Here is a 13,934-nt window from a genome sequence, read left to right as displayed (position 1 = left end):
TAACTTCTGTGTGACGTCCGTGATAGTGCCACGGCGCCGTGCAAAGCGACAGGGCCCTCGCCCCTTCGTTTCCTGTGGATTCCCCGCACCCGCCGGCTCCTGCCGCGCAGGCGCCCGGCCGCCCCCTCGCCGCCCGACCTCACTGACGAGCGGGCGGCTCCCGGCGTTCCCGGAGGGCGCGGGTTCACCCGTACGGGCGCCCGGCCCCCGTTCCGGTGGCCGGGGAGGCCGGGGGTGGGGCCCGCGGCGGTCAGCGGGCCGGTGCGAGGGCCCCCCAGGCCACCGTGACCTCCCCCTGCCGACGGCGCCGCCGGTCGCCGGTCAGCGGCCAGTCGGCGGCCAGGTCGCCCACCGCCCTGATCCACCGCTGCCGGGCGCCGAGCGGTGCGTAGGGCGCCGCGGCCGCCCAGGCGCGGTCGAAGTCCCGCAGGAAGGCGTGCACGGGCTCGCCGGGAACGTTTCGGTGGATCAGCGCCTTCGGCAGGCGTTCGGCCAGGTCCGAGGGCCGGTCCAGGGAGCCGAGCCGCGTGGCGAAGGTGACCGTCCGCGGCCCCTCCGGGCCGAGCGCCACCCAGACGTGGCGCCGGCCGACCTCGTCGCAGGTCCCCTCCACCAGCAGGCCGCCGGGCGCGAGGCGGGCGCACAGCCGCTCCCAGACCGCTGTCACCTCCTCCTCGCCGTACTGGCGGAGCACGTTGGCCGCCCGGACGAGCAGGGGGCGCCGCTCGGTGGGCACCTCGAAGCCTCCGTGGCGGAAGCTCAGGCCCTCGCGCGCGTACGGCGCGGCGGCGGCCACCCGTGCGGGGTCGATCTCGATGCCGACGACCCGGCAGCGGGGGTCGGCCGTGCGCAGGCGGCCGAGGAGTTCGACGGCCGTCCACGGGGCGGCGCCGTACCCCAGGTCGACGGCGATCGGCGGCGCGTCGCTGCGCCGCAGCGCCGCGCCGTGGACGGCGGCGATCCAGCGGTCCATGCGGCGCAGGCGGTTGGGGTTGGTCGTCCCGCGGGTGGCGGTGCCGACGGGGCGGTTCATGGCTCCGAGGGTAAGGCCTGCCCCCTGGCCCCCCGGCGGGTGCGCTGCGGCTGCGGCGCCTCGCCGCACTGCCGGACCGCCCGGGTGCGTCCCGTACGGGGTCCGACGTGCGGGGCGGCGCGTCCGGCGCCGCGCGCCGGCCGGCCGGGGCGCCGCGCCCGGGGCCCCGCCGCGGAGGAGCCGGCGCCCGGCCGGTCCTCCGGCCCGGGCCGGAACGCACGCGGACGCGCCCGCCCGCGGGTAATGATTTGGCAAAACGACCCGGTCGCGGAAATGGACGATGACCCTCCGCTGTTGTGAGGCGTGCGAGACGAGAGCCAGTCCCGCAGATCGCCGTGCCCGCAGTGAGAGGACCGCCGACGTGAGCCAGTACGTCTCCCGCCTCGGCAGCGCCCGGATGGCCCCCCGCCTGCGCTTCCCCGGCGGTCACCGCAAGCCGCGCCGGGTCGCCATGCTCAGCGTCCACACCTCGCCCCTGCACCAGCCGGGGACGGGCGACGCGGGCGGGATGAACGTCTACATCGTCGAACTCGCCAAGCGCCTGGCCGCGATCAACATCGAGGTGGAGATCTTCACCCGCGCCACGACCGGCGGGCTGCGGCCCGTCGTGGAACTCGCGCCCGGCGTCCTCGTCCGGCACGTCGACGCCGGCCCCTACGAGGGGCTCGCCAAGGAGGACCTGCCGCCCCAGCTGTGCGCCTTCACCCACGGGGTGATGCGGGCCTGGGCCGGCCACCGGCCCGGCCACTACGACCTGGTCCACTCCCACTACTGGCTCTCCGGCCATGTGGGCTGGCTCGCGGCCGAGCGGTGGCGGGTGCCCCTCGTCCACGCCATGCACACCATGGCCAAGGTGAAGAACGCCTCCCTCGCCGAGGGCGACACCCCCGAACCGGCCTCGCGGGTCATCGGCGAGACGCAGATCGTCGCGGCCGCGGACCGGCTGATCGCCAACACGGCCGAGGAGGCGGACGAGCTGGCCCGCTTCTACGACGCCGACCCGGCGAAGACCGCCGTCGTGCACCCGGGCGTCAACCTCGACGTCTTCCGCCCCGCCGACGGCCGGGCCGCCGCCCGTGCCCGGCTCGGGCTGCCCCGGGACGCCTTCGTGCCCCTGTTCGCGGGCCGCATACAGCCGCTGAAGGCCCCCGACGTCCTGCTGCACGCGGTCGCCGTCCTGCTGGAGCGCGAGCCGTCCCTGCGCAGCCGTCTGCACGTTCCCGTCGTCGGCGGCCCGAGCGGCAGCGGACTGGCCAGGCCCGAGGGGCTCCAGAAGCTGGCCGCGCGCCTCGGTATCGCGGACGTCGTGCACTTCCGCCCCCCGGTCGGCCAGGAGCAGCTCGCGGACTGGTTCCGGGCCGCGTCGGTGCTGGTCATGCCCTCCTACAGCGAGTCCTTCGGCCTGGTGGCCATCGAGGCGCAGGCGGCGGGGACCCCGGTGGTCGCGGCCGCGGTCGGCGGCCTGCCGGTGGCGGTGCGCGACGAGGAGACCGGCTTCCTGGTGCCCGGCCACGACCCGGCCCACTACGCGGACGCCCTGGCCCCCTTCCTCCGCGACCCCGCCCGCAGCGAGCGGATGGGGGCCGCCGCCGCCCGGCACGCGCGCTCCTTCGGCTGGGGCACCGCGGCGGCGGCCACGGCGGACGTGTACGCGGCCGCGATGTACGACCACCGCCACCGCACGCGGGCCCTCCACCGCTGACGTACGCTCCCTGCATGGCTGACGAGGAGCAGGCGGCACGGGTCGTCGAACAGACCCTGAAGGACGCGGGACTGGAGTGGGAGAGCCCGGCCCCGGGCACGTTCGTCGTCACCCTCCCCGGCACGCGCAAGCTGTCGACGACCTGCTCGCTGCGGATCGGGCGGCACTCCCTCTCCGTCAACGCCTTCGTCATCCGCCGCCCCGACGAGAACGCCGAGGGCGTCCACCGCTGGCTGCTGGAGCGCAACCTCAGGCTGTACGGGGTGGGTTACGCGGTCGACGCCCTCGGCGACGTCTACCTCGTGGGCCGGCTTCCCCTGTCGGTGGTCGCACCCGAGGAACTGGACAGGCTGCTCGGCTCCGTCCTCGAAGCGGCCGACAGCGCCTTCAACCCGCTGCTGGAGCTCGGCTTCGCGAGCGCGATCCGCCGCGAGCACGCGTGGCGCGTCTCACGCGGCGAGTCGACGCGCAACCTGGAGGCCTTCGCGCATCTGACGCGGCGCTCCGAGGACTGAAGGCCCCCCGGCCCCGAGGGTGCGGGCCGGGGGGAGCAGAGGTGCGGGCCCCGCGAGGCGGGGTCAGACTCGTGCCATGGGCACAACACGGTCCCCCGCCGACCCCGGGCCCCGGAAGGCGGCCCCGGGAGCGCCGCACCAGACGCTCGCTCTCGCCGCCATGCTGTGCGCGGTGTCGATGACCTTCATCGACCAGACCATCGTGGCCATCGCGGCCCCCAGCATCATCGGCGAACTCGGCCTCTCCGCCTCGGGGATGCAGTGGGTCGTCAACGCCTACCTGCTGGCCCTGGCCGCCTTCTTCGCCCTCGGCGGCCGGCTGTCGGACATCCTCGGGCACCGCAGGACGATGGTCGTCGGCACGCTCGTCTTCGTCGTCTCCTCCGCGCTCTGCGGCTTCGTCCCCTCGGGCGACGCGGCGCAGCCCTGGCTCATCGCCTTCCGTGCCACCCAGGGACTCGGTGCGGCCCTGATGTTCCCGGCCGCCCTGGCGGTCGTCGTCAACGTCTTCCCGGTGGAGCGGCGCGGCCGGGCGCTCGCCCTGTTCTTCGGGCTCTCCGGCGCGCTCACGGCCCTCGGCCCCCTGCTGGGCGGCTGGCTCACCGCATGGACCTGGCGGGCGGTGTTCTGGGTCAACGTGCCCGTCGCCGCCGTCGCCCTGGTGCTCGCCGCGCTGGCCCGCATCCCCGACCGGCGCCGCGCCGGGCGGCTGGACGTGCCGGGCGCGGTCCTGGTGGCCGTCGGCATGGGGCTGAGCGTGCTCGGGCTCCAGCAGGCGTCGGCCTGGGGCTGGGGCAGCGCCGCGACCTGGGCCTGCATCGCCGTCGGCCTCGCGGTGCTGGTCGTCTTCTGCCGCTACGAACTGCGCACCGAGCAGCCGCTGATCACCCTGAGGGTCTTCCGCGACCGGGCGTTCGCCACGGACAACCTGGTCCTGTTCTTCGCGATGCTGGCCTTCGTCCCCGTGTTCTTCTTCGCCTCGGTGTACGCCCAGGTCTCGCTCAGCGCCTCGCCCAACCAGGCCGCGCTGTACCTGCTGTACTTCTTCATCGGCTTCGGGCTCGCGTCCCAGTGGGGCGGCCACATCCTGGACAAGCGCGGGGCCCGTCCGGCGCTCCTGCTCGGCACCGCCGTCGGAGCCGTCGGCTTCGCGCTGTGGGCGGCGAAGCTGACCGACCTGTCCATGCACGACCAGTGGCCGTACGCGGCCCTCGCGGGCGCGGGCATCGGCCTGCTGCTGGCCCCCGCGGCCACGGACGCCGTCAACCGGGCGATCGACGCCTCCTACGGCGAGGTCACCGGCATCACGCAGACCGTGCGGTACTTCGCGGCCAGTGTCGGGATCGCCGTCTTCGGCACGATCCTCACCCACACCACCGCCGACCGGGTGGCGGGGACCCTGGAGGGCCGCGGCGTCCCGCGCGAGACGGCCGAGGACGTGGGGCGCTCGGTGGCCGAGGCGGTCACCGGGCACCCGGACGGCAGCACCCCGAGCGGCGACGGGCCGGTCGCGACGGTGATGCGCCGGGCCGCGGACGCCGTCCGCGCGGACTTCGCCGAGGCCAACCAGTGGGTGTTCGGCGGGATGGCCGTCGCCCTGGCCGTCGCCTTCCTCTTCGCGCTGCGGCACCCGGGCACCCGGGTCACCGGCGGTACGGCGGGGGACGGCGGCGGGCCGGAGCGCGGCGGCACCGGCGGCTGACGGCGGCGCGCGGTCCGGCGGGGCCCGCGCCGGGCGGTCGCCGGGCCGGGCGGGTCAGACGGCGGTGCCGTCGCGGCGGCACGGCTCACAGGGCTCCGCGGCGGCGGGGACCTGCGAGGGGACGACCGCCTCGACCGGTGCGGGGGAGACGGACCCGGGGGCCGGTCCCGGGCTCCCGGCCGGGGCGTCCGCGTCCGCCGACCGCGGGATCTCGGGCACCCCGCGCACGACGAACCAGTACCCGATCGCGGCCACCGTGCCGATGGCGGCGCACAGCGCCCACAGCCACGCCGGACCCCAGCGGTCCACCACGAGGCCGGACAGCAGCGGCGCGACCAGGGCGGCCGCGGACCAGGACAGCGTGTACACGCCCTGGTAGCGGCCGCGGGCGTGCACCGGGGAGAACCGCACGACCAGGCTGGTCTGCGTCGGGGCGTTGACGATCTCGGCGAGCGTCCACACCGCCACGGTCAGCGCGAACAGGCCGATCGACCCGGCGAAGGCGGTCAGCCCGAACCCGTAGCCCGCCAGCAGTGCCGAGACGACCAGCAGCCGCCCGGGGTCGCGGTTCTCGATGAACCGGGTGACCGGGATCTGGAGCACCACGATCAGCAGCCCGTTGCCCATGATGACCAGACCGAAGTCCGAGCTGGTGAACCCTTCCGAGGCCATCGCCAGCGGCAGGCCGGTGTGGCCCTGCATGAAGACCGTCGCCAGGAGGAAGGACAGGCCGACCACCGCCATGAAGCGGCGGTCCCGCAGCACGTCGCGCAGGCCCACCTCCGCGACCGGGGCCGCCCCCGCCTCCGGTGCGGCCTCCTTCGGCGGGCGGGACTCGGGCAGCTTGACGAAGACCACGATCGCGCACACGAGGGTCATCACCGCCTCGCCGAGGAAGCCCGCGAGATAGCTGAACTCGGCGATGAACCCGGCGGCCACGGACGAGATCGCGAAGCCCAGGTTGATGGCCCAGTAGTTGAGCGAGAAGGCCCGGACGCGGTCCTCGGGGCGCACGATGTCCGCCATCATCGCCTGCACCGCCGGGCGCGAGGCGTTGCTCGCCATGCCGACGAGGCACGCCACCACCGCGATCGCCACGGGATCCTGCACCAGGCCCAGGACGGCGATGGAGACGGCGGTGGAGGTCTGCGCGAGCAGCAGGGTCGGCCGCCGCCCCAGCCGGTCGGTCATCACCCCGCCGGCGAGGGAGGAGAGCACCCCGCCGAGGCCGTGCAGCGCCGCGACGAGCCCCGCGTACGAGGCGGAGTAGCCGCGCTCGATCGTCAGGTACAGGACCATGAAGGTGGCGACGAAGCCGCCGAGCCGGTTGACGAGGGTGCTGGTCCACAGCCACCAGAACTCCCGGGGGAGGCCGGCGACGCTCTCGCGGGCCGCGCGTCTCAGTCCGGCGACCGACATGGTTCCCCCTGATGTGTAAGTGGTGGACTTGCTCCCGCACCTTACGGTCGTGGGCCTTGGGGGGACCACCGAATTGACGGCCACCGTCAATCGAGTCCGCCCTTCGGGCAGGCGCGCGGGCCTCGGCGGCCGTCGATTACGCTCCTACGCATGGCCGACGCACCGTACAAGCTGATCCTCCTCCGCCACGGCGAGAGCGAGTGGAACGCGAAGAACCTGTTCACCGGCTGGGTGGACGTCAACCTCACGGAGAAGGGCGAGAAGGAGGCGGTCCGCGGCGGTGAGCTGCTGAAGGACGCCGGCCTGCTCCCCGACGTGCTGCACACCTCGCTCCAGAAGCGCGCCATCCGCACCGCGCAGCTGGCCCTGGAGTCCGCCGACCGCCACTGGATCCCGGTCCACCGCTCCTGGCGCCTCAACGAGCGCCACTACGGTGCGCTCCAGGGCAAGGACAAGGCGCAGACCCTGGCCGAGTTCGGCGAGGAGCAGTTCATGCTCTGGCGCCGCTCGTACGACACCCCGCCGCCGGTCCTGCAGGACGGTGCCGAGTACTCGCAGTCGGACGACGCGCGCTACGCGTCCATCCCCAGCGAGCTGCGCCCGCGCACCGAGTGCCTCAAGGACGTCGTCGAGCGGATGCTGCCGTACTGGTACGACGGCATCGTCCCCGACCTGCTCGCGGGCCGCACGGTCCTGGTCGCCGCCCACGGCAACAGCCTGCGCGCACTGGTCAAGCACCTCGACGGCGTCTCCGACGAGGACATCGCGGGCCTGAACATCCCGACCGGCATCCCGCTCGTGTACGAACTCGACGCCGACTTCCGCCCTCTCGTCGCGGGCGGCACCTACCTCGACCCGACGGCGGCCGCGGCGGCCATCGAAGCGGTCAGGAACCAGGGCAAGAAGTAGCCCGACGGCACGACGAGGCCCCCTGCCCGCTGTTTCCCGGCGGTCAGGGGGCTTCTCGCCGCCGTGGGCGCCGGCGGGGTGACGGGAGAGCCGGAGAGCGGGTGCGCCCGGAGCCTGCCGTTCCCGAACGGGTGGTGGTGCTTCTCGCGGACGGCCTTCTGCCTCTCCGAGCCGCGCCCGGTCCGGCCTGCCGCTCGATCGGGAATCCGCCGGATCGCTGCGCCGTAGGGTGTGGTCACACGTGGTGGGGGGCCTCATGGCGGCGACGTTGACGTTCACCTGGACGGTGCAGGGCGCCGGCTGGGCGCGGATCTCGGCCGAGGACGAGTACGACGGGGTCGACACCACCGCCTCGTACTACGCAGGCACGGACGCAGCCGCCCACTTCCTGTACGCACTCGTGCGCCTGGTCCTGACGGACACGCGGACCACAGCCGAGTTCGATGCCGAACCCGAGGTGTACCGGTGGTTCTTCAGCCGCGACGGGCCCGAGGTCGACATCACGGTCGTGACGGCCGACGACTACCGGGCTCCGGCCGACTCCGGCGTCGTCCTCTGGTCCAGCCGCCAGCCGCCAGCCGCTCGACGTGTTCTGCCGGGCGGTCGTCCGCGCGTTCGACGGAGTCCTGCACGAGCTGGGTGAGGACGGCTACCGGCGGGAATGGCGCCGGCCCTTCCCCCGCCCGGAGCTGGAACGGCTGAGGGCCGCATGGCGCGGCCTGCGAGCGGGGGCGGAAGGAGTCCGGCGCGGCGGCCCCCGGTGACCTCCGCACCCGTCACGGCCACGACCGGTGGTCGCGGCCGGCGTGTCCGCCGTGTGGCGGTCGTGGGGGGACCCGATGAGGTGGTGTCCGCCGGTGCCCGGCGGATCGCGGGTCGCCCCGGGGGATGCAGCCCGGGGACGCGGCCCGCCGCGGGGACGGGCGGGGTGGGAGCGTCCGGCCGTCCGTCCCGCCCGTGGCGTGCCCCGCCCTCTCCGACACCTTGGGAGCCCCCATGCCGACCAGCACCCCCGCACGCCGCGCCGCGCCCCGGCGACTGCGACGCGCGGTCGCGGTGTCCGTGGCGACCGCGGCAGCCCTGCTCGCGGGCGCTGCCTGCTCCGGCGGGAAGGTGACCGAGAGCGCGGGCACCCGCCTGTCCTCGCCGACCGCCGCTTCCGGCTCCCCGACGGCCACGTCCTCCCCGGCCGACACCGCCACCGCCGCCCGCCTGGACGCCGCGATCCGGCAGGTCATGCGGACGGCCGGGGTGCCGGGCGTCATCGCGGGGCTGTGGCGGGAGGGGCAGCCGGACTACGTGCGCGCCTTCGGCGTCGCCGACAAGCAGACCTCCGCGCCGATGGCGACGGATCTGCACATGCGCATCGGCAGCGAGACGAAGACCTTCACCGTCACGGGCATCCTCCAGCTCGTGGACCGCGGAGAACTCGGCCTCGACGACCCCGTCTCGCGCTACGTCTCCGGCGTGCCGGACGGGGACAGGATCACGCTGCGGCAGCTCGCCCGGATGCAGAGCGGCCTCTACGACTACACGCAGGACCCGGACTTCGTCGCCGCACTGGAGGCGGACCCGGAGCGGGTCTTCACCACGCAGGAGCTGCTCGACTACTCCTTCAGGCACCCGCTCGTCTTCACTCCCGGCACCCGCCTGGTGTACTGCGACACCAACACGGTGCTGCTGGGGCGGGTGCTGGAGGAGGTCAGCGGGCAGAGCCTCGCCGACTACTTCCGCGACCACGTGCTCGGGCCGCTGGAGATGAACGCCACGCTCTACCCGACGAACGCGCGGATCCCGGAGCCGTACGCCCACGGCTACACCACGCAGACCCCGAACGGGGAGGAGACGGACGCCACGAACTGGAGCCCGTCCGACGCCAACGCCGCGGGCGCGATGATCTCCGACCTGGAGGACCTGCGGACCTGGGCGCCGGTGGTGGCCACCGGCGCGCCGCTGATCGAGCCCGCGACGCAGCGGCAGCGCCTCCGGACGGCGACCAGCCCGGACTTCCCGGGCGCCGCCTACGGGCTCGGCCTGTTCACCGCGCAGGGGTGGATCGGCCATAACGGCTCCATCCCCGGGTACCAGAGCCTGACGCTGTACCTCCCCGCGGAGAAGGCCACCCTGGTGGTGCTGCTCAACAGCGACACCCCCTACCAGGGCACGGATCCGAGCACGCTCCTCGGGACGGCCATCACCACCGTCGCGACCCCCGACCACGTCTTCCGCCTGGGGCCCGCAACGGGGGCCTCCCCGAGCGGCTCGGGAACGGTGTCCCCCAGCGGCTCGGGAACGGCCTCTCCCGGCGGCTCGGGAACGGTGTCCCCGACCGGGCCGGGGACACCGTCGCCGACCTCCTCGCAGTAACCGCCCCGGTGGACGCCGGCCGCCCGTACCGGCCGGGCCGCGGCCCGGCCGGTACGTCTCAGGCGCCCTCGACGGGCGTCGGCTGCTGGAGCTCGTCCGCGTGCTCGCCGGTCACCAGGTAGACCACCCGCTTCGCCACCGACACCGCGTGGTCGGCGAAGCGCTCGTAGTAGCGGCCCAGCAGCGTCACGTCCACCGCCGTCTCGATGCCGTGCTTCCAGCGGTCGTCCATCAGGTGCTGGAAGAGGGTGCGGTGCAGCAGGTCCATCTCGTCGTCGTCCTGCTCCAGCTGCAGGGCCAGGTCGACGTCCTTGGTGATGATCACCTCGGCCGCCTTCGCCATCAGGCGCTGGGCGAGCTGTCCCATCTGCAGGATCGTCGCGTGGAGGTCGTCCGGGACGGCCCGCTCGGGGAAGCGCAGCCGGGCCAGCTTCGCGACGTGCTGGGCCAGGTCGCCGGAGCGCTCCAGGTCCGCGCTCATCCGCAGCGAGGTCACCACGATCCGCAGATCCGTGGCCACCGGCTGCTGGCGGGCCAGCAGCGCGATGGCCCTGGCCTCCAGGTCGTGCTGCAGGTCGTCGACCTTCTGGTCGGCGGCGATCACGCTCTCCGCCAGCTTCAGGTCGGCGTCGAGCATGGCCGTGGTGGCGCGCCCGATCGCCGACCCGACGAGTCGGGCCATCTCGACCAGGCCCTCGCCGATCGAGTCCAGTTCCTCGTGGTACGCGTCCCGCATGGGGTGTCCCTCTCTTGTGCGACTGGGGTCCGGGTGGGCTCCGAGGCCCCCACGCTCCCACGTTCGGGGCCGGAGTGGTCCGTACGGTCCACCACAAATGAACCGGTACTTTCCCCTCGGTGAACTCTGGGCGACGACTGTTCGGGGTGCCACCCGTTCGGCTGGGAGGCGCCCTGGGAGCACGCATAACCTGGTGAGCATGGACGTGAACGCGGCGGTCGCCGCAGCCGCAGCGATCGCCGGTCTGTGCACCGGCGTCATCGCGGTGCTGGCGTTCCGCTGGAGCGAACGCGAGCAGCGGCGCCCCACGCGCAGCTCGCTGCACACCGAGGCGGTGCTGCCCCCCGGCGTGGACACCGTCCTGTCCGTGCTCCGCTCCTCCGCGGTCGTCCTCGACGAGTCCGACTCGGTCGTCAAGGCCAGTTCCGCCGCCTACGCGCTGGGCCTGGTCCGCGGCGGCAAGCTCGCCGTCGAACCGATGCTGCACATGGCGCGCGACACCCGGCGTGACGGTGAGATACGCCAGGTGGAGCTGGACCTCCCGCGCCGCGGGACCGGTCGGGGCGAGGCCCTGGCGGTCTCGGCGCGGGTGGCTCCGCTGGGGTCCCGGCTGGTGCTGCTGCTGGTGGAGGACCTGACCGAGGCGCGGCGCATCGAAGCGGTCCGGCGGGACTTCGTCGCGAACGTCAGCCATGAGCTGAAGACCCCCGTCGGCGCTCTCTCCCTGCTGTCCGAGGCCGTGATGGACGCCGCCGACGACCCCGAGGCGGTCAGCCGCTTCGCGGGGCGGATGCAGGTCGAGGCGACCCGGCTGACCAACCTGGTGCAGGAGCTCATCGACCTCTCCCGGGTCCAGAACGACGACCCGCTGGAGGACTCCGAGCCGGTCTCGGTGGACGAACTGGTCGCCGAGGCGATCGACCGCTCCCGCCAGACCGCGTCCGCCAAGCAGATCACCATGGCCGAGGGCGGCTCGGCCGGCCTGCGGATATGGGGTAACCGCGGGAAGCTGGCCGCGGCCCTCGGCAACCTCGTCGAGAACGCCGTCAACTACTCCCCGGCCCGCACCCGGGTCGGCATCGCGGCCCGGCGGGTCAGCGCACCCGGCGGCGAGTTCGTCGAGATCGCCGTCACCGACCAGGGCATCGGCATCCCCGAGAAGGACCGCGAGCGGATCTTCGAACGGTTCTACCGGGTCGACCCGGCGCGCTCCCGGGCCACCGGGGGCACCGGCCTGGGTCTGGCCATCGTCAAGCACGTGGCCGCCTCGCACGGCGGGGAGGTCACGGTGTGGAGCTCGGAGGGCCAGGGCTCCACGTTCACCCTGCGACTGCCCGAGGCGGGCGCCTCGCGGGACCGCACCACTGGTACCACCACCGGACCGGATCGCGTCGAAGAGGGCGACGACCGGCCTTACGACACCGATCCGAACAGCGAGATCCCAGCCCCGGAGGTCCTTCCGTGACCCGTGTGCTCGTCGTCGAGGACGAGGAATCCTTCAGTGACGCACTGTCGTACATGCTCCGCAAGGAGGGCTTCGAGGTCGCGGTGGCGGCCACCGGGCCCGAGGGGCTCGACGAGTTCGAGCGCAACGGCGCCGACCTCGTCCTCCTCGACCTGATGCTGCCCGGCCTGCCCGGCACCGAGGTGTGCCGCCAGCTGCGCGGCCGCTCCAACGTCCCGGTCATCATGGTGACTGCCAAGGACAGCGAGATCGACAAGGTCGTCGGCCTGGAGATAGGAGCCGACGACTACGTCACCAAGCCCTTCTCCTCGCGGGAGCTGGTCGCCCGCATCCGCGCGGTGCTGCGCCGCCGCGGCGAGCCGGAGGAGGTCGCCCCGGCCGCCCTGGAGGCCGGTCCGGTGCGGATGGACGTGGACCGCCACGTCGTCACCGTCTCGGGCGGCAAGGTGGACCTGCCGCTGAAGGAGTTCGACCTGCTGGAGATGCTGCTCCGCAACGCGGGCCGGGTCCTCACCCGGATGCAGCTGATCGACCGGGTCTGGGGTGCGGACTACGTCGGCGACACCAAGACGCTCGACGTCCACGTCAAGCGGCTGCGCGCCAAGATCGAGCCGGACCCGGGCGCGCCCCGGTACCTGGTCACCGTCCGCGGTCTCGGCTACAAGTTCGAGCCGTAGGAGGCCCGCCCGCGCCCGGCTCCGCCGGTGCGGGCAGAACGACGCCGGGGGGCGTCCACCGCGGTACCGCGGTGGACGCCCCCCGGCGTCGTTCTGCGTGTGCGGCGGCCGCCGTGCCCTCCGGGGCGCGCGCCGGGGTGCGGCGCGCGGTCCGGACGGGCGGGGCGCCGGGTGCGACCGGTCAGCCGGCCTCGGGGCCGGTCTCTCCGCCCGCGGCCTCCGTCTCGGCCTCACCGGCCGGGGAGCCGGTGGGCGAGGGGCTGGCGGCCTCCCCGGAAGGGCTCTCGGAGGGGCTCTCGGAGGGCGACTCGGGCGCGGAGCTCGGACCGAAGCCCTGGTAGTAGCTGGTCCCCGGGACGACGAAGGCCAGCAGGCGCACGTCGCCCGTCTCGCTGAAGCGGAAGACGACCTCCTGGGTGCCGCCGTCCTGCAGGGCCTCGCCGCCGCCCTCGACCACCGCGGAGGCGTTGCCCTTGCCGCCGATGACGACCCGGCCGCCGGCCGGGACCGTGAGGGGACCGGAGCCGCTGGCGGGCGACAGCTCGACCGCGGCGTCGGTGCCCGGGAGGGTGATCGACTCCAGGGTCTGGTCGCGCGCACCGTCGTTGAAGACGGTCACCGAGACGACCGCGGGGCCCTCGGCCCCGGCCTCGGGCTGGGTGATGACGGTGCCGTTCTGGAGCTTCAGGCTGTCGACGGCGGTCGCGGCGTTGTCCGGCCGCACGCCGAGGGTCTGCGCGTTGTTGCCCGCACCGCAGGCGGCGAGCGAGGCGATCGAGAAGACGATGGCAGCGCCGGCAAGGGCACCGCGTCGAAGGCTGCGGCTCACGGCGGCGGCATCTCCTTGGACGTACGGACGTGCGGACGGTTTGGGGTGGCTGCCGCCTGTGCGGTGACACCCCGGGCGATCAGCTCGGGGCTTAGGTTACCGAGCGGCCCGTCACGCCCCGCACCCGACCCGCCCTTCGGGGTGACCCGCGCCCGCGGCGACGGCGGAGCGCCCCCGACCGGGCGCCGGCGGGCGCTTCCGTACGGCTTCCGGACACCCGGTGGCCCGCGGTGCTTACCGCGCCGTTCGCATAAGAGGGGTGATCAATTTCGTGGCACGGTCCTTATCCCGGGAATTGCGCCGGTTGATCAATTCGTGATTCCCGGGCTGCGTGATTCGCGGGGGCCGGTCCCCCGGACGGGTGGTCGGCAGTCGAACGGGTGGTGTGATCCACCTCTCAGGAACCGGGCGAAACAGGACGTTCGGACCCCTGGCGGAGGGGGTCCCGGATGGGTACGGTGTGCGTTTCCGTGTGCCCGTGCAGCGCCTCCCACCTGCGAATACCCCCTTCCGGATGGCGGCCGCAGCACGTCCCCGTCTCTGTTGTCAAGCCCCGAGATATGCCCTGACCTGCGAAAAC

12 protein-coding genes are annotated in these 13,934 nt (G+C 73.9%); 8 read left to right on the top strand and 4 right to left on the bottom strand.

All coding sequences use genetic code 11. From position 1 onward, the window contains the following. Nucleotides 1–250: 250 nt before the first annotated feature. Complete coding sequence (locus NPS70_RS12395; protein ID WP_256524226.1) at nucleotides 251–1,033, bottom strand: class I SAM-dependent methyltransferase; 783 nt, start codon at nucleotides 1,031–1,033, stop codon at nucleotides 251–253. 361 nt (nucleotides 1,034–1,394) lie between these two features. Here NPS70_RS12395 and mshA point away from each other — a divergent pair, with 361 nt between their 5' ends. The 3 genes from mshA to NPS70_RS12380 all read left to right on the top strand — a co-directional run bounded on the left by mshA (nucleotide 1,395) and on the right by NPS70_RS12380 (nucleotide 4,952). Next, on the top strand, nucleotides 1,395–2,735 hold the full coding sequence (gene mshA / locus NPS70_RS12390; RefSeq protein WP_256524225.1) for a D-inositol-3-phosphate glycosyltransferase: 1,341 nt from the start codon (nucleotides 1,395–1,397) through the stop codon (nucleotides 2,733–2,735). 14 nt (nucleotides 2,736–2,749) lie between these two features. Continuing rightward, nucleotides 2,750–3,250 (top strand): YbjN domain-containing protein, encoded by a 501-nt coding sequence (locus NPS70_RS12385; protein ID WP_256524224.1) that lies wholly within the window; start codon nucleotides 2,750–2,752, stop codon nucleotides 3,248–3,250. Between the two features lie 76 nt (nucleotides 3,251–3,326). Then, nucleotides 3,327–4,952, top strand: coding sequence for an MFS transporter (locus NPS70_RS12380; RefSeq protein WP_256524223.1), 1,626 nt, complete (start codon nucleotides 3,327–3,329; stop codon nucleotides 4,950–4,952). 54 nt (nucleotides 4,953–5,006) lie between these two features. Here the strand turns inward: NPS70_RS12380 and NPS70_RS12375 are convergent, their stop codons facing one another. Further along, the gene (locus NPS70_RS12375; RefSeq protein ID WP_256524222.1) at nucleotides 5,007–6,371 is read right to left on the bottom strand and encodes an MFS transporter; all 1,365 of its coding nucleotides are present in this window, start codon (nucleotides 6,369–6,371) and stop codon (nucleotides 5,007–5,009) included. Nucleotides 6,372–6,521: 150 nt separating this feature from the next. Here NPS70_RS12375 and NPS70_RS12370 point away from each other — a divergent pair, with 150 nt between their 5' ends. From NPS70_RS12370 to NPS70_RS12360, 3 genes are all read left to right on the top strand, one after another. Further along, complete coding sequence (locus tag NPS70_RS12370) at nucleotides 6,522–7,280, top strand: phosphoglyceromutase (RefSeq protein ID WP_256524221.1); 759 nt, start codon at nucleotides 6,522–6,524, stop codon at nucleotides 7,278–7,280. A 256-nt stretch (nucleotides 7,281–7,536) separates the two neighbouring features. Beyond that, nucleotides 7,537–7,923, top strand: a complete 387-nt coding sequence (locus tag NPS70_RS12365) for a hypothetical protein (protein ID WP_256524220.1) — start codon at nucleotides 7,537–7,539, stop codon at nucleotides 7,921–7,923. A gap of 353 nt (nucleotides 7,924–8,276) precedes the next feature. Beyond that, nucleotides 8,277–9,647: a serine hydrolase gene (locus tag NPS70_RS12360; protein ID WP_256524219.1), complete on the top strand. Its 1,371-nt coding sequence runs from the start codon at nucleotides 8,277–8,279 to the stop codon at nucleotides 9,645–9,647. Nucleotides 9,648–9,705: 58 nt separating this feature from the next. Here NPS70_RS12360 and phoU read toward each other — a convergent pair whose 3' ends face one another. Next, complete coding sequence (gene phoU / locus NPS70_RS12355) at nucleotides 9,706–10,383, bottom strand: phosphate signaling complex protein PhoU (protein ID WP_256524218.1); 678 nt, start codon at nucleotides 10,381–10,383, stop codon at nucleotides 9,706–9,708. A gap of 199 nt (nucleotides 10,384–10,582) precedes the next feature. Here phoU and NPS70_RS12350 point away from each other — a divergent pair, with 199 nt between their 5' ends. Both NPS70_RS12350 and NPS70_RS12345 read left to right on the top strand, forming a co-directional pair. Next, nucleotides 10,583–11,848: a cell wall metabolism sensor histidine kinase WalK gene (locus NPS70_RS12350; protein ID WP_256524217.1), complete on the top strand. Its 1,266-nt coding sequence runs from the start codon at nucleotides 10,583–10,585 to the stop codon at nucleotides 11,846–11,848. Next, nucleotides 11,845–12,525: a response regulator transcription factor gene (locus NPS70_RS12345; RefSeq protein ID WP_256524216.1), complete on the top strand. Its 681-nt coding sequence runs from the start codon at nucleotides 11,845–11,847 to the stop codon at nucleotides 12,523–12,525. Before NPS70_RS12350 ends, NPS70_RS12345 begins: the two co-directional genes overlap by 4 nt. 181 nt (nucleotides 12,526–12,706) lie before the next feature. Here NPS70_RS12345 and NPS70_RS12340 read toward each other — a convergent pair whose 3' ends face one another. Beyond that, on the bottom strand, nucleotides 12,707–13,354 hold the full coding sequence (locus NPS70_RS12340; RefSeq protein ID WP_256524215.1) for a DUF461 domain-containing protein: 648 nt from the start codon (nucleotides 13,352–13,354) through the stop codon (nucleotides 12,707–12,709). Nucleotides 13,355–13,934 lie beyond the last annotated feature (580 nt).

The sequence above is a fragment of the Streptomyces sp. C10-9-1 genome (assembly GCF_024497955.1).
In the GTDB taxonomy this organism is placed as follows: Bacteria; Actinomycetota; Actinomycetes; order Streptomycetales; family Streptomycetaceae; genus Streptomyces; species Streptomyces sanyensis.
This window is presented reverse-complemented; position numbering and strand designations above follow the sequence as displayed.

Bases quoted from the DNA above. Each gene is read 5' to 3' on its own strand.
- NPS70_RS12395 (WP_256524226.1), bottom strand. From the start codon at position 1,033: ATGAACCGCCCCGTCGGCACCGCCACCCGCGGGACGACCAACCCCAAC.
- NPS70_RS12385 (WP_256524224.1), top strand. From the start codon at position 2,750: ATGGCTGACGAGGAGCAGGCGGCACGGGTCGTCGAACAGACCCTGAAG.
- NPS70_RS12380 (WP_256524223.1), top strand. From the start codon at position 3,327: ATGGGCACAACACGGTCCCCCGCCGACCCCGGGCCCCGGAAGGCGGCC.
- NPS70_RS12375 (WP_256524222.1), bottom strand. From the start codon at position 6,371: ATGTCGGTCGCCGGACTGAGACGCGCGGCCCGCGAGAGCGTCGCCGGC.
- NPS70_RS12370 (WP_256524221.1), top strand. From the start codon at position 6,522: ATGGCCGACGCACCGTACAAGCTGATCCTCCTCCGCCACGGCGAGAGC.
- NPS70_RS12365 (WP_256524220.1), top strand. From the start codon at position 7,537: ATGGCGGCGACGTTGACGTTCACCTGGACGGTGCAGGGCGCCGGCTGG.
- NPS70_RS12360 (WP_256524219.1), top strand. From the start codon at position 8,277: ATGCCGACCAGCACCCCCGCACGCCGCGCCGCGCCCCGGCGACTGCGA.
- phoU (WP_256524218.1), bottom strand. From the start codon at position 10,383: ATGCGGGACGCGTACCACGAGGAACTGGACTCGATCGGCGAGGGCCTG.
- NPS70_RS12350 (WP_256524217.1), top strand. From the start codon at position 10,583: ATGGACGTGAACGCGGCGGTCGCCGCAGCCGCAGCGATCGCCGGTCTG.